Annotated in this window: 12 protein-coding genes; 11 read left to right on the top strand and 1 reads right to left on the bottom strand. The window is 63.6% G+C overall.

The genetic code is table 11. The features are described 5' to 3' along the window. Nucleotides 1-403: 403 nt before the first annotated feature. Together MKZ91_RS08630 and MKZ91_RS08625 are read left to right on the top strand one after the other, a co-directional pair. Nucleotides 404-940, top strand: coding sequence for an L-2-amino-thiazoline-4-carboxylic acid hydrolase (locus MKZ91_RS08630; protein WP_336170062.1), 537 nt, complete (start codon nucleotides 404-406; stop codon nucleotides 938-940). After that, complete coding sequence (locus tag MKZ91_RS08625) at nucleotides 937-2,190, top strand: Zn-dependent hydrolase (protein WP_336170061.1); 1,254 nt, start codon at nucleotides 937-939, stop codon at nucleotides 2,188-2,190. The genes MKZ91_RS08630 and MKZ91_RS08625 overlap by 4 nt, the downstream gene beginning before the upstream one ends. 229 nt (nucleotides 2,191-2,419) lie before the next feature. On the opposite strand, the gene MKZ91_RS08615 is transcribed toward MKZ91_RS08625, so the two are convergent. Continuing rightward, on the bottom strand, nucleotides 2,420-3,649 hold the full coding sequence (locus MKZ91_RS08615) for an ROK family transcriptional regulator (RefSeq protein ID WP_336170060.1): 1,230 nt from the start codon (nucleotides 3,647-3,649) through the stop codon (nucleotides 2,420-2,422). Between the two features lie 230 nt (nucleotides 3,650-3,879). Here MKZ91_RS08615 and MKZ91_RS08610 point away from each other — a divergent pair, with 230 nt between their 5' ends. From MKZ91_RS08610 to cysT, 9 genes are all read left to right on the top strand, one after another. Further along, complete coding sequence (locus MKZ91_RS08610) at nucleotides 3,880-5,118, top strand: extracellular solute-binding protein (RefSeq protein ID WP_336170057.1); 1,239 nt, start codon at nucleotides 3,880-3,882, stop codon at nucleotides 5,116-5,118. Between the two features lie 145 nt (nucleotides 5,119-5,263). Next, entirely contained in the window at nucleotides 5,264-6,145 is an 882-nt protein-coding gene (locus MKZ91_RS08605; RefSeq protein ID WP_336170056.1) for a carbohydrate ABC transporter permease, read from the top strand. Next, nucleotides 6,145-6,990: a carbohydrate ABC transporter permease gene (locus MKZ91_RS08600; protein WP_336170055.1), complete on the top strand. Its 846-nt coding sequence runs from the start codon at nucleotides 6,145-6,147 to the stop codon at nucleotides 6,988-6,990. The genes MKZ91_RS08605 and MKZ91_RS08600 overlap by 1 nt, the downstream gene beginning before the upstream one ends. Then, nucleotides 6,990-8,012 carry an SIS domain-containing protein gene (locus MKZ91_RS08595; RefSeq protein WP_336170053.1) on the top strand — a complete coding sequence of 341 codons (1,023 nt, stop codon included), beginning with the start codon at nucleotides 6,990-6,992 and terminating at the stop codon, nucleotides 8,010-8,012. The genes MKZ91_RS08600 and MKZ91_RS08595 overlap by 1 nt, the downstream gene beginning before the upstream one ends. Before the next feature lie 2 nt (nucleotides 8,013-8,014). Next, entirely contained in the window at nucleotides 8,015-8,950 is a 936-nt protein-coding gene (locus MKZ91_RS08590) for a PfkB family carbohydrate kinase (RefSeq protein ID WP_336170051.1), read from the top strand. Continuing rightward, nucleotides 8,947-10,032 (top strand): ABC transporter ATP-binding protein, encoded by a 1,086-nt coding sequence (locus MKZ91_RS08585; RefSeq protein ID WP_336170049.1) that lies wholly within the window; start codon nucleotides 8,947-8,949, stop codon nucleotides 10,030-10,032. Before MKZ91_RS08590 ends, MKZ91_RS08585 begins: the two co-directional genes overlap by 4 nt. An 86-nt stretch (nucleotides 10,033-10,118) precedes the next feature. Beyond that, nucleotides 10,119-11,177, top strand: coding sequence for a D-TA family PLP-dependent enzyme (locus MKZ91_RS08580; RefSeq protein ID WP_336170545.1), 1,059 nt, complete (start codon nucleotides 10,119-10,121; stop codon nucleotides 11,175-11,177). Between the two features lie 316 nt (nucleotides 11,178-11,493). Further along, nucleotides 11,494-12,495, top strand: coding sequence for a sulfate ABC transporter substrate-binding protein (locus tag MKZ91_RS08575; protein ID WP_442892232.1), 1,002 nt, complete (start codon nucleotides 11,494-11,496; stop codon nucleotides 12,493-12,495). Nucleotides 12,496-12,617: 122 nt separating this feature from the next. Further along, a partial coding sequence (gene cysT / locus MKZ91_RS08570; RefSeq protein ID WP_336170045.1) for a sulfate ABC transporter permease subunit CysT occupies nucleotides 12,618-13,333 on the top strand: 716 nt, incomplete at its 3' end.

Below are 13,333 nucleotides of genomic sequence, written 5' to 3'. Positions count from 1 at the left end.
TCGATGGTCGGTCTCGCAGTCAATCGCCCGTCTTCGCAACTGTACTCACCAGCAGACGCAATCGCACGGAGATTGCCTTGGCAGACTCGTGACTGCCGCATTCCGAGAGCGATTTGTTACGGCCTCAGGGAGGCGTGAAATGAGTATGACGCTCACAACCGCCTGATGCCGTTCTACCAGGCGTCGCTCAACGCCTATGCCGGCCTCACCGATTCAGGATTTGCCGCGACTGCGGCTCGCCTCTCGGCCAACACGCGGGAATTCTTCCGGTAAAATAGCGCAATAACGCAAAATATTTGCGCTGCGCCAAACCGGCCCGGTATGGATTTGCAACACAGAGGCTCTTCGGCCGTAGTATGTTCTCCCAGTTGGGTCTGCTTAACGGTAGACAGGGAGGCATTCCATGGAAAAGACGGACAAGCAAACAACCGAAACCACCTCGCGGGCGGCGATGGACGGCGAGATCGGCATTCTCGCCCGCCGCCGGATCGAGGCCGGCATCATCGCACCGATCTATGAGGCGATGCGCGAGGAGATCGGCGAGGAACGCGCTCAGGCCATCCTCGACAAGGCGATTACCAAGGCTGCGATCGAGGCCGGGAGAAACTTTGCTGCAAAGACACCGGGCGGTACAAACCTTCGCACGTTCCAGGAGTTGCAGGATCTGTGGACGCAGGACGACGCGCTTGTCATCGAGGTGACAAAGGCGACGGACGACGAATTCCACTACAACGTTAAGCGCTGTCGCTACGCCGAGACCTATCGCGAGATGGGGCTCGGCCATATCGGGCACCTGCTCTCCTGCAACCGCGACGGCGTGTTCTGCACCGGCTACGATCCACGCATCACGCTCGAGCGCACGCAGACGGTGATGCAGGGCGCAACCCATTGCGACTTCCGCTATCGGCTCAACAAGGATACCCCGGAGCAGTCGAAATGAGTGCCGAAGCTCTGCGCGCCGGAGCCCGGCGCCACAACACACCGGCCACCAATGGCGACCGGCTGTGGAACGATATCGTCGCGACCGCGCGCTTTGGCAGCACCGACAAGGGCGGCGTCACCCGTCTGACCTTGACCGAAGAGGACCGCGGAGTCCGCGACTGGTTCGTCGCCGAGTGCCAGGCGCTTGGTTGCGTGGTCGAGATCGACGGTATCGGCAACATCTTCGCCACCTATCCCGGTGAGGATATGTCACTGCCGGCGATTGCCGTCGGCAGCCACCTCGACACCCAGCCCCAGGGTGGCCGGTTCGACGGCATCCTTGGTGTGCTTGCCGGCGTCGAGGTGTTGCGGACACTCAGCGAAAGCTCCACCCGGCTCCGCCACAAGCTGACCGTCGTCAACTGGACGAACGAGGAAGGGTCGCGCTTCTCGCCAGCGATGATGGGCTCCGGCGTGTTCGCCGGCGCGCTTTCGCTCGAGGCAGCGCACGCGCTTGCCGATCGTGAAGGCACGACCGTCAATGCAGCGCTCGATGCGATCGGCTACCGTGGCGAGGCCAAATTCGATCCTGCCACCTTCGCCGCTTACATCGAGCTCCATATCGAGCAAGGACCGTTGCTGGAGGCGTCGGCAACCGAGATCGGTGTCGTTACCGGGGTTCAGGGGGTGCGCTGGTTCGATATCACAATATCGGGCACGGAAGCCCATGCCGGCAGCACGCCGATGGCGCAGCGCGACGACGCGCTCGTCGCCGCGGCAGAGATCGTGCTTGCCGTGCGCGACATCGCCCGGCAGAACCCACCGGGCGTCGGCACCGTCGGCTTCGTCGAGGTCGGTCCCAACTCGCGCAATGTCGTGCCCGGCAGCGTCCGGCTGCAGATCGACATGCGCCACCCGTCCGAGACCGGCCTCGACCAGATGCAGGCAGCGCTGGAAGACGCCGTTCGCAACGCAGGGGTCGGCACCAAACTGAAGCACATCTGGTCGAAGGCCCCGGTCGTCTTCGATCCGGCGATCGTCGAAGCCGTGCGCCACAGCGCAGAAGCCCTCGGCTTTTCGGCAACCGACGTGGTTTCGGGCGCCGGTCATGATGCGGCCCACATCGCGACGATCACGCCGACCGCGATGATCTTCGTCCCGTCCAAAGATGGGCTGTCGCACAACGAGGCGGAATACACATCGCCGGAAGAATGTGCGCGTGGCGCGGAGGTCCTGTTCCAGGCCATCCTTGAGCTCGACCGTCGCTGAAGAATACGAAGAAACAACCCACGGCAGCCCGGCTGCCGCGGGTGGTTGCGATTGAGGCCTTAGCCCGCGCGGAATCGAACTACGGCCATTGCCTGGCCATGTTGGTGGAGGCAGAGGCGGCGCAAGAGGTGATGGACCGCATGCGCTCCGAGCCGCAGGGCGTCGTCCACCTCAGTTGCCCGTAGCAGAAATGATCGCCCGCTTCACCCGCGACCTGACGGTCGCTCAACTACACGGCCGCGTGCTCGCGCGTTTTCAGAATCGCCTGGAAACGCGGATCGAAGGTTCGGCTGATCGGCTCGGCGGCAGCCCCGATCGCCACCGCCCAGGGATCGGTGAAGCCGACCTGCAGGCGGGGGAGGCTGCGGTCGCGCCGATCGGCGATCGACGGCAGCAGCGGCATCATCGCGTCGACCAAAAGGTGTGCCAGCCCAGGCGGAAGTCCGCCGCACAGGATCACGGTCTGCGGGTCGAAGATCGTCTCCAGCGTCTGGACGGCCGCGCGCATCTCGAAGGCGGCCGCATCAATCCATCGCGCAAGCCGATCGTCGGGTTGTGCAGCGACCGCATCGATATGTGCATAGAGGTCCGGATCGGCAGGGTCGAGCTCGAGGAGCTTGCAGAGCGAGGCGATGGAGGCGCGATGTTCGAGCGGCATGCGCTCGTCCGAGGCCGCCCCGCGCGGCAGGCTGAGGATCATGCCAATCTCGCCGGCATTGCCATTGGCGCCGCGATAAAGCTCGCCGTTGAGGATCAGCCCGGCCCCCAGACCATAACCGAAGTAGATGCAGATCGCCTGGTCAACGCCATGCGCTGCACCGACCAGGCGCTCGGCGGTCGCGGCTGCGGCTGCGTCATTCTGCAATTCGACATCGAGCCCCGTGCCGGCGGCTAGGGTTTCGAGCAGCGGAAAATTCTGCCAGGCCGCCATCATCCAGGGATCGTCGGTCTCGGCTTCGATGCCGAAGGGACCGGGCATGGCAGCACCAAGGCCGACGAGGCGGTCTTCCGATTGGGGCGCGATGGCGGCGAGGTCCCTGCGGGTCTTCTCGATCAGTTCCAGGATCGACCTGACGCCGGTCGTCGGTCCGCCGGCCGGCAGGTTGGCTTCACCACGGGCAAGCACGCGGCCAACGAGATCGACCGCAATCGTGCGCGTCACATGGCGGTCGATCTGCAAACCGATCGCGAAGGCGCCCTCCGGCACGAGCCTGTAGGGCGTCGAGGGCTGGCCGCGACCGTTGCGCACCGCTTCGAGCGATTCAACCAGGCCATCCCGCTCGAGGTCTTCGATGATGTTGGAAACCGTCTGCTTCGTCAGCGCCGTAGCCCGGGCAAGGTCCGCTCGCGACAATTGGCCGTTCAACCGCAGCGCATCGATCATGACACGGCGATTGTGCGCGCTTGTCCCTTCCTGATTGGTGCCGCTCTTCGCACGGATCAGGCGCATATCATTCATCCACGAACCCCTCTTGACACTGTTAGAATATTGAACAAAAAATAAGTCAAGACAATTGACTTAATAGGAGCCGAAAAGAGCTCCGGGGGAACGAAGGCGGTGGCAACAAGCTGTCGCAAGCGCTCCGATTGAAATGTCGATAGCCGCCACGCACCGGCGGATTTCTCGCATGCGGCGGGCCGAGAAGGCACGCCAGAAAAATCTGAAACGCTTGGATATTGGAGGTTGGAATGCTGAAATCCATAAGAACGACCCTGCTTTGCGCGGCTCTCACCGGCGTATCCTTCGCCGGACACGCGCAGGCGGAAACGACGCTGAACGCGCTGTTCATGGCGCAGGCCGCCTATAGCGAGGCAGATGTTCGCGCCATGACCGAGGCCTTCAACAAGGCCAACCCGGACGTGAAGGTCAATCTCGAATTCGTGCCCTATGAAGGCCTGCACGACAAGGCCGTGCTGGCGCAGGGGTCCGGCAGCGGCTACGACATCGTGCTTTTCGACGTGATCTGGCCAGCCGAATACGCGACCAACAAGGTGCTCGTCGACGTCACCGACCGCATCACCGATGAGATGAAATCCGGCGTGTTGCCGGGCGCCTGGACGACGGTCGAGTATGATGGCAAGCGCTACGGCATGCCGTGGATCCTCGACACCAAGTACCTGTTCTACAACAAGGAGATCCTGGAAAAGGCCGGTATCAAGGCGCCGCCGAAGACCTGGGCCGAGCTTGCCGAACAGGCCAAGGTGATCAAGGACAAGGGCCTGCTTGCAACCCCGATCGCCTGGAGCTGGTCGCAGGCAGAAGCTGCGATCTGCGACTACACCACGCTCGTCAGCGCCTATGGCGGCAAGTTCATCGACGGCGGCAAGCCGGCGTTTACGTCCGGCGGCGGTCTCGATGCGCTCAACTACATGGTGACGAGCTACACCTCAGGCCTCACCAACCCGAACTCCAAGGAGTTCCTGGAAGAGGACGTGCGCAAGGTGTTCCAGAACGGCGAAGCCGCCTTCGCGCTCAACTGGACCTACATGTACAACCTTGCCAATGACCCGAAGGAGAGCAAGGTTGCCGGCAAGGTCGGCGTCGTGCCGGCGCCGGGCGTTGCCGGCAAGAGCGAGGTTTCGGCCGTCAACGGCTCGATGGGTCTCGGCATCACCACCACCAGCAAGCATCCGGACGAGGCGTGGAAGTACATCGTCCACATGACCTCGCAGCAGACCCAGAACGCCTATGCCAAGCTCAGCCTGCCGATCTGGGCCTCTTCCTATGAGGACGCAAGCGTCACCAAGGGCCAGGAAGAGCTGATCGGCGCTGCCAAGCTTGGTCTGGCAGCGATGTATCCGCGCCCGACGACGCCGAAGTACCAGGAACTTTCGACTGCTCTTCAGCAGGCCATCCAGGAAGCGCTGCTCGGGCAGGCTTCCGCCGAGGATGCCCTGAAGACCGCGGCCGAAAACAGCGGCCTTTAAGCCGCCCGGGGACCGTGAGGCTGATCCGCGGCGGCGCCGAGCTCCCCGGCACTCCAGATCGATGCATCATCTGCTCAGATCGATGACGATTTGAGACGGTATGCGCTAGCATGACGGGCCTGAACGCCCGAGAGGTTTCCAACGTATGCCCGGCACCTGGATAACAACGCGCGCATGGCTTCTCATGCTGCCGCTGCTCGTGGTCATGACCGCCGTGATCGGCTGGCCGCTGATCGATACGGTCAGGCTTTCCTTCACCGACGCCAAGCTCGTCGGCACGGAAGGCGTGTTCGTCGGCGTCGACAATTATGCCAAGGTGCTTGGCGGCTCGAACTTCCAGCGTGCATTGGTGACGACCACCTGGTTTGCGGTTGTCTCGGTCACGGCCGAGATGGTGATCGGGGTGCTGGCGGCGCTCTTGCTCAACCAACAATTTCGCGGCCGCACGGCGCTTCGAGCCTTGATGATCCTGCCCTGGGCGCTGCCGACCGTCGTCAATGCCACGCTCTGGCGGCTGATCTACAATCCAGAATATGGCGCACTCAACGCGGCGCTCACCCAGATCGGCCTGATCGACAGCTACCGTTCCTGGCTCGGCGAACCGGGCTCGGCGCTGACGGCGCTGATCATCGCCGATTGCTGGAAAAATTTCCCGCTGGTCGCCCTGATCGCGCTCGCAGCGCTTCAGGCCGTGCCGCGCGACATCACAGCCGCCTCCCTCGTCGACGGCGCCGGCCCTTTCAACCGTTTCCGCTACGTCATCATGCCCTACCTGGCGGGCCCCCTGCTCGTCGCCCTCGTGCTGCGCACGATCGAAGCCTTCAAGGTATTTGATCTGATCTGGGTGATGACGCGTGGCGGCCCCGCCAACAGCACCCGCACGTTGTCGATCCTCGTCTATCAGGAGGCGTTCTCCTTCCAGCGTGCGGGATCGGGCGCATCGCTGGCGCTGATCGTTACATTGCTTGTCACCGTGCTTGCCGTTGCCTATGCCGGCCTGGTGCGCAAAGCCGCAGGAGCCTCGTGATGGAACGCCAAAGTCCGCTCTTCACCGCCTTCGTCTACGCCGCGGCACTGCTTCTGGCCGCCGTCATCCTCGCTCCGATCCTCTGGCTCTTCGTCATGAGCATCTCGTCGGCTGCCGACTTGTCGACAAAGCCGCTCAACTGGTGGCCGGACGAAATCGACCTGTCGCGCTACCGCTTGCTGTTGTCGACGATCGAGAACAGCGCCGGAGGGTCGTTTACCGCATCACTTGTCAACAGCCTGAAGGTCGCGGGCATGGCAACGCTGGCAGCGATCGCGGTTGCCATTCCGGCTGCCTGGGCGGTCTCGCGCACGCCAAACGTCTCCTGGTCGCTCTATGGGGTGATTGCCACCTACATGCTGCCGCCGGTGGCGCTCGCCGTTCCGCTTTACATGGGCCTTGCCTATCTCGGCCTCCTGAATTCGGTCTTTGGCCTCGCGCTCGTCTATCTCACCATTCTGGCGCCCTTCACCACCTGGCTCCTGAAATCCGGCTTCGATTCCATTCCGAAGGAAATCGAGAGCGCCGCCATGATCGACGGTGCGCGCCTCGATCAGATCCTGAGGATCATCACCCTGCCGCTCGCAGCACCGGTCATGGCGACATCGGCGCTCTTCGCCTTCCTTCTTGCCTGGGACGAATTCTTCTACGCGCTGCTCTTCACCTCGGACCTGCGCGCAAAAACCCTCACGGTCGCCATCTCCGATCTCGCCGGTGGCCGTGTTTCCGATTACGGCCTGATCGCAACTGCCGGGGTGCTTGCCGCTCTGCCCCCGGTGCTGATCGGCCTCGTCATGCAACGTGCCCTGATATCGGGGCTTACCAGCGGCGGTGTCAAAGGATGATGACCATGACCTCAACGGAACGCCCGGCCGGGCTCGTCGCCATTGACCAAGAGATGGCGCGCCAAGCCTCAGACGCCATCGCGTCGGTCCGGCAGGCCGCTGCGAACGCGGCGAAAATCGCCGCCTCGCTGAAGGCAACCGGAAAGCTGCTGTTGCTCGGCATGGGCGGGTCCCACGCCGTCGGCCGCGCCGTCGAGCCACTTTACCGCGCCCATGGCATCGATGCCGTCGCACTGCCGCTCTCCGAACAGCTCGGCCAGCCACTTTCGATCGAGGGCAAGACGATCCTCGTAACGTCGCAGTCGGGCGAGAGTGCCGAGGTGCTGCGCTGGTTCGAAGAGACCAATGGCGCAACCGCCGATACCTTTGGCTTGACGCTGGAAGGCGGGTCGTTTCTTGCCAGAAACGCGCCCTCGCTTGTCGGCGTCGGCGGAACCGAAAGGGCCTTTGCCGCCACCCGCAGCCTGACGATCAGCTTTGCTTTGCACCTCGCCGTTCTGACGGCCCTCGGCGACGATCCCGCCGCTGCCCTTCAGGCGTTGGAAGAGCCGCAGTCGCCTGATACGTCGGCAGCGCTGGCAGCCTTGAGCGAAGTCCGGTCCGTCGTCACGTCCGGCCGCCGACTGCAAGGTCTTGCCGAAGCGATCGGACTCGGTCTCGCCGAGCTTTCCCGCCTGCCGTGCTTCTCGCTCGAAGGCGGCCAATTGCGACATGGCCCGATGGAAATGCTGGGATCGTCCGTCGGTGTCGTGCTCTTCCGCGGTGCGGACGCAACCGCCGGGCTCGTGCATGCCATGGCGATCTCGGCTGCCGAAGCCGGCGCCCCCGTCGTCGTCTTCGATGCCTCCGGCGAGGCGCCGACCGACGGCGTCACCACCATCGCCTTTGCGCCGGCCTCCGGCATGGCGGCGATCTTCGCCATGTTGCCGGTGGCGCAATCCTTCATGATCGCCTTTGCGGCGGCCCGCGTCGAGAATGCCGGCACCCCGGTGCGTTCGACCAAGATCACCCGGAGCGAGTAACGATGCGTCCTCTTGCCGTGGTCGGCAACGCCAATGTCGACCTCATCCTTGGGCCCGCGGCCCCCTGGCCAAAGGCCGGAACCGAAATCATCGTCGATCACGACGAGCTGCGGGTCGGCGGCTGCGCCGGCAACAGCGCCCTTGCCTGGGATTCGCTCGGTGTCGACTATGCGATCGCCGCCAATGTCGGCAACGACCAGTTCGGTACCTGGCTGAGGCAAGCTTTTCCCGAACGCTCCAGGTCGTGGCCGGTCGAGAATGTCGGGACGACACTATCCGTCGGCATCACCCATCCCGATGGGGAACGGACCTTCTTTACGACACGCGGGCATCTGCCGCTGCTCACCTTCGACGAAGTCCGGTCCATGCTCGACGGCGAGACACTGCGGGGCGGCTATGCGCTTCTGACCGGTTCGTTCCTCACCGACGCGCTGACGGCAGACTATGACCGCTTCTTCGAATGGGCCGACACACACGACATCGCGGTCGCTCTCGACACCGGTTGGCCGCTCGACGGCTGGACCGAGGCGAATTGCGCTGCGACGGTCGGCTGGCTGAAGCGCTGCCGGCTGGCGCTGTTCAACGAGGTCGAGACAACGACGCTGACGGGTCTCTCCGATCCCATTGAGGCGGCGCGCGACTTGAAGGCACACATGCCAGAAGGCGCGATCGTCGTCGTCAAGCGTGGACCGCACGGCGCGATTGCCGTCGGCGCCGATGGCGGCCTCTCGTCCGTGGCAGCACCCGCCGTTTCGGTGGTCGATACGATTGGCGCCGGCGATGTCTTTAACGCCGGTTTCCTGGCGGCCCTTGCCGCCGGCATGCCGCTGGCCGCCTGCCTCTCGACCGGCGTCACGATCGCCTCGGAGGCGATCTCCACCCTGCCGCGCAGCTACGGAAAACCGCTTTCATCCTTCCTTCAGGAGACCGGCGCATGAGCGCTCTTGCGATTGAGAACATTCACAAGCGCTACGGCGAGGTCGAGACGCTCAAAGGCATCGACATCGACCTGCAGAGCGGCGAGTTCCTGGTGCTGCTCGGCTCCTCCGGCTGCGGCAAGTCCACCCTGCTCAACATCATCGCCGGACTTGCCGAACCGACCGGTGGCGACATTCGCATCGGCGACCACTCCATTCTCGGCGCCCACCCCAAGGACCGCGACATCGCCATGGTGTTCCAGTCCTATGCGCTTTACCCGAACATGAGCGTCGCCCGGAACATCGGCTTCGGCCTTGAAATGCGCAAGGTGCCGTTAGCCGAGCGTGAGAAGGCGGTGACGGAGACGGCCAAGCTGCTGCAGATCGAGAACCTGCTGGAGCGCAAGCCGAGCCAGCTCTCCGGCGGCCAGCGCCAGCGGGTAGCCATTGGCCGGGCGCTGGTGCGCAAGCCGCAGGTCTTTCTTTTCGACGAGCCGCTCTCAAATCTCGACGCCAAGCTGCGCATGGAAATGCGCACCGAACTCAAGCGCCTGCACCAGATGCTGAAGACGACCGTCGTCTACGTCACCCACGACCAGATCGAGGCGATGACGCTGGCAACCCGCATCGCCGTGATGCGCGACGGGCGGATCGAGCAGCTCGGCACGCCGGAGGAAATCTACGACCACCCGGCTACCCTCTATGTCGCGGGTTTCGTCGGCTCGCCGCCGATGAACGTGCTCGATGCGACCGTTTCGGGCGAGCGCCTGCAGATAACCGGCGAAGACCAGGCCGTCGCCCTGCCCGCCCGCTTCCGCGGATCGGTCTCCGACGGCCAGCGCGTCAAACTCGGCACCCGGCCGGAAGCCCTGCGGCTCGTCGCCGGCGACGAGGCCGCGCTGCAGTTCAAGGCACGCATCGAGGTCGTCGAGCTGACGGGACCGGAACTCGTCACGACGGCGCGGATCGGCACTCAGCGCCTGACCGCTTGCCTGCCGCCACGTAGCGCGCTCACACCAGGTGAAGAACGGCTGTTCGCCGTTGACGCCGATGCGCTGCATCTCTTTGACCCGGAAAACGGATGCAGGCTGGCGGAGGGCTGATCGCCATTGCCTTCGCGCGGCTTTTCCTTCCGGCGAGAATCGTTCATCACATGTCATCCCCGCGCCCTGGAGAGGAAGTGACCGCGATGCCCCTGTCGATCGAAACGCCGGCCGTTCTCGTCGATCTCGATATTGCCAAGCGCAACATCGAACGCTTCCAGGCCTATTCCGATGAGCACGGCATTCGCGTGCGCCCGCATATCAAGACGCACAAGCTGCCGCAGATGGCCGAACTGCAGCTTGCAGCCGGCGCCATCGGCATCACCTGCCAGAAGGTGACGGAGGCCGAGGCGATGGTCGACGGCAGCGACCGCATCACCGATGTGCTGATCACCTACAACATTCTCGGCGAAGCCAAGATGGCGCGGCTCGATCGGCTGAATGCCCGCGTCGCGCTGGCGGTCGTCGCCGACAGCGAGGCGGTCATCGACGGGCTTGCCGGCTATTTTGCCGGCAAGGACAAGCCGTTGCGCGTTTTTGTCGAATGCAACACCGGCGCCGACCGCTGCGGCGTTGGTACGCCGGCTGCGGCTGCAAGCCTCGCCCGCCGGATTGCCGATGCGAAAGGGCTGCTGTTCGGCGGCCTGATGACCTACCCCCCTGTCAATGGCGAGACGAAGGTCCAGGCCTTCATGGGCGAGGCAAAAGATCTCATCGAAGCCGATGGCATCACCGTGCCCGTGATCACGTCGGGCGGCACGCCGAGCATGATGCATGCTGCCGGCGCCCCCGTTGCCGACGAGTATCGCCCCGGAACCTATATCTACAACGACCGCTCGCTGGTTTCGCGCGGTGTGGCAAGCTGGGATGATTGCGCGCTGACGGTGCTTGCGACCGTCGTCTCTGTGCCATCAGAAAACCGCGCGATCATCGATGCCGGCAGCAAGGTGCTGACCTCGGACCTGCTCGGGATGACCGGTTACGGCCACGTTCTCGGCCGCGACGACATCCGCATCGACCAGCTGTCGGAGGAACACGGCCGCCTCGTCACCGATGGGGCCATCGGCTTGAGGGTCGGCGACCAATTGCGCATCGTGCCGAACCACGCCTGCGTCGTCACCAACATGGTCGACGTCATTCACATCATCGAAGGCGACAGCCTGAAGGATAAATGGCCGGTCGTGGCACGCGGCCACGTCCTCTAGGCAGCGCCCGCGTTGCCGTCGCGGTCCGTCCAATTGAAGGACAACGCCGAGCCGTTCGACGCAGCGAAATTTCTGTTCCGACCAATTCAGCACTGGACAGCTGCGTCGTTACCCCCATGTTAACCCTCATGGCGGGTCGGCGCGGCCTGATCGGTCGGTTGCAGGCAAACCGTTCCTGAAAAAGCCGTAAGAACGATAGGACATTTCCCGATAGCCGCCTCCAGCATCATCGGTTTGCGTTGTAGCAGTCGATTAAATTGATAGTTTTATCTGGTAACCAATGGAGGTCGAGATGGTCTTTGGACGAATTACCGGAATGGTGGGACTGGCAATTGTGCTCGGAGGCCTGCAGCTCGGAGATGCGAGTGTCGCGTTTGCCGACACGACAATCTTGAACGTGTCCTATGACCCGACACGCGAACTTTACAAGGACTTCAATGCTGCTTTCGCTGAGAAGTGGAAGGCGGATACCGGCGAGACCGTGACGATCCAGACGTCGCACGGCGGCTCCGGCAAGCAGGCCCGCTCGGTCATCGACGGCCTGCAGGCCGATGTCGTGACACTGGCGCTCGAAGCCGATATCGACGCGATCGCCAAGGAAACCGGCAAGATCCCGGCGGACTGGAAGACAAAGTTCGAAAACAACAGCGCACCCTACACCTCGACGATCGTGTTCCTGGTGCGCAAGGGCAACCCCAAGGGCGTCAAGGACTGGGGCGATCTGGTGAAGCCGGACATCCAGGTGATCACGCCGAACCCGAAGACGTCGGGTGGCGCACGCTGGAACTTCCTCGCCGCCTGGGCCTATGGCCGGGCCGCCAATGGCGGAGATGACGCCAAGGCACAGGAATATGTGACTGAACTCTTCAAGCATGTTCCGGTGCTCGATACCGGCGCGCGCGGCGCGACGACGACCTTCGTGCAGCGTGGCCTTGGCGACGTGCTTCTCGCCTGGGAAAACGAAGCCTATCTGTCGCTCGAGGAACTCGGGCCGGACAAGTTCGAGATCGTCACGCCGTCGATCTCGATCAAGGCCGAACCGCCGGTGGCGCTCGTTGACGGCAATGTCGACGCCAAGGGCACACGCAAGGTGGCGGAAGCCTATCTCGGTTACCTCTACAGTGACGCTGGTCAGAAGATCGCCGCCAAGCATTACTACCGGCCGTTCAAGCCGGCAGCCGCCGACCCGGCTGACATCAAGCGGTTCGGCGACCTGAAGCTCGTCACCATCGAAGACTTCGGTGGCTGGAAGGAAGCCCAGCCGAAATTCTTCGGCGACGGTGGCGTCTTCGACCAGCTCTACAAGCCGGGCCAATAACACCTGAACACACATGCGCAGCCGGGCAACCGGCTGCGCATCCTCGCTGCGCCACGCCTAGCCAGACCATCGGCTGGAACGCGGCCGGATGGTTCTTGCACGCTTTGCAGAAGGTAGTGTCATTGTCGGAAGCGAAGAAGACGGCACCCTGGCGGTTTCGCCAGCCGAGTGTATTGCCTGGGTTTGGTTTGTCGCTCGGGATCACGCTGAGCTGGCTGGTCCTGATCGTGTTGATCCCGTTGTCGGGGCTGGTGTTTCGCGCCAGCGGGCTCGGCTGGGCCAAGTTCGTGGAGCTGGCGCTCGATCCGCGCACGCTCAACGCCTTGAAGATCTCCTTTGGCACGGCCTTTGTCGCCGCGGTGATCAACCTCGTCTTCGGCGTCATCCTCGCCTGGGTGCTGGTGCGCTATCGCTTTCCCGGCAAGCGGGTGATCGACGCCATGGTCGACCTGCCGTTTGCGCTGCCGACTGCCGTTGCCGGCATTGCGCTGACAACGCTTTATGCCCCGAACGGCTGGATCGGCCAGTTTCTTGAGCCGCTCGGGCTGAAGGTCGCCTTTACCCCGGCCGGCATCGTCATCGCGCTGATCTTCGTCGGCCTGCCCTTTGTCGTTAGGACCGTGCAGCCGATCATGGAGGAGATCGACAGGGAGGTGGAGGAAGCCGCCGCCACCCTTGGCGCCAGCCGCTTCCAGACGATCAGCCGGGTGCTGCTGCCGGGGCTGTTGCCGGCTGGCCTCACCGGCTTTGCGCTTGCCTTTGCCCGCGGCGTCGGCGAATACGGCTCGGTGATCTTCATCGCCGGCAACCTGCCTTACGTCTCCGAGATCGCCCCGCT

Source organism: Ensifer sp. MJa1 (assembly GCF_037026475.1).
Lineage (GTDB): Bacteria > Pseudomonadota > Alphaproteobacteria > Rhizobiales > Rhizobiaceae > Ensifer.
Note: the sequence above shows the minus strand (reverse complement) of the source record. Positions and strands in the feature narration are given on the sequence as shown.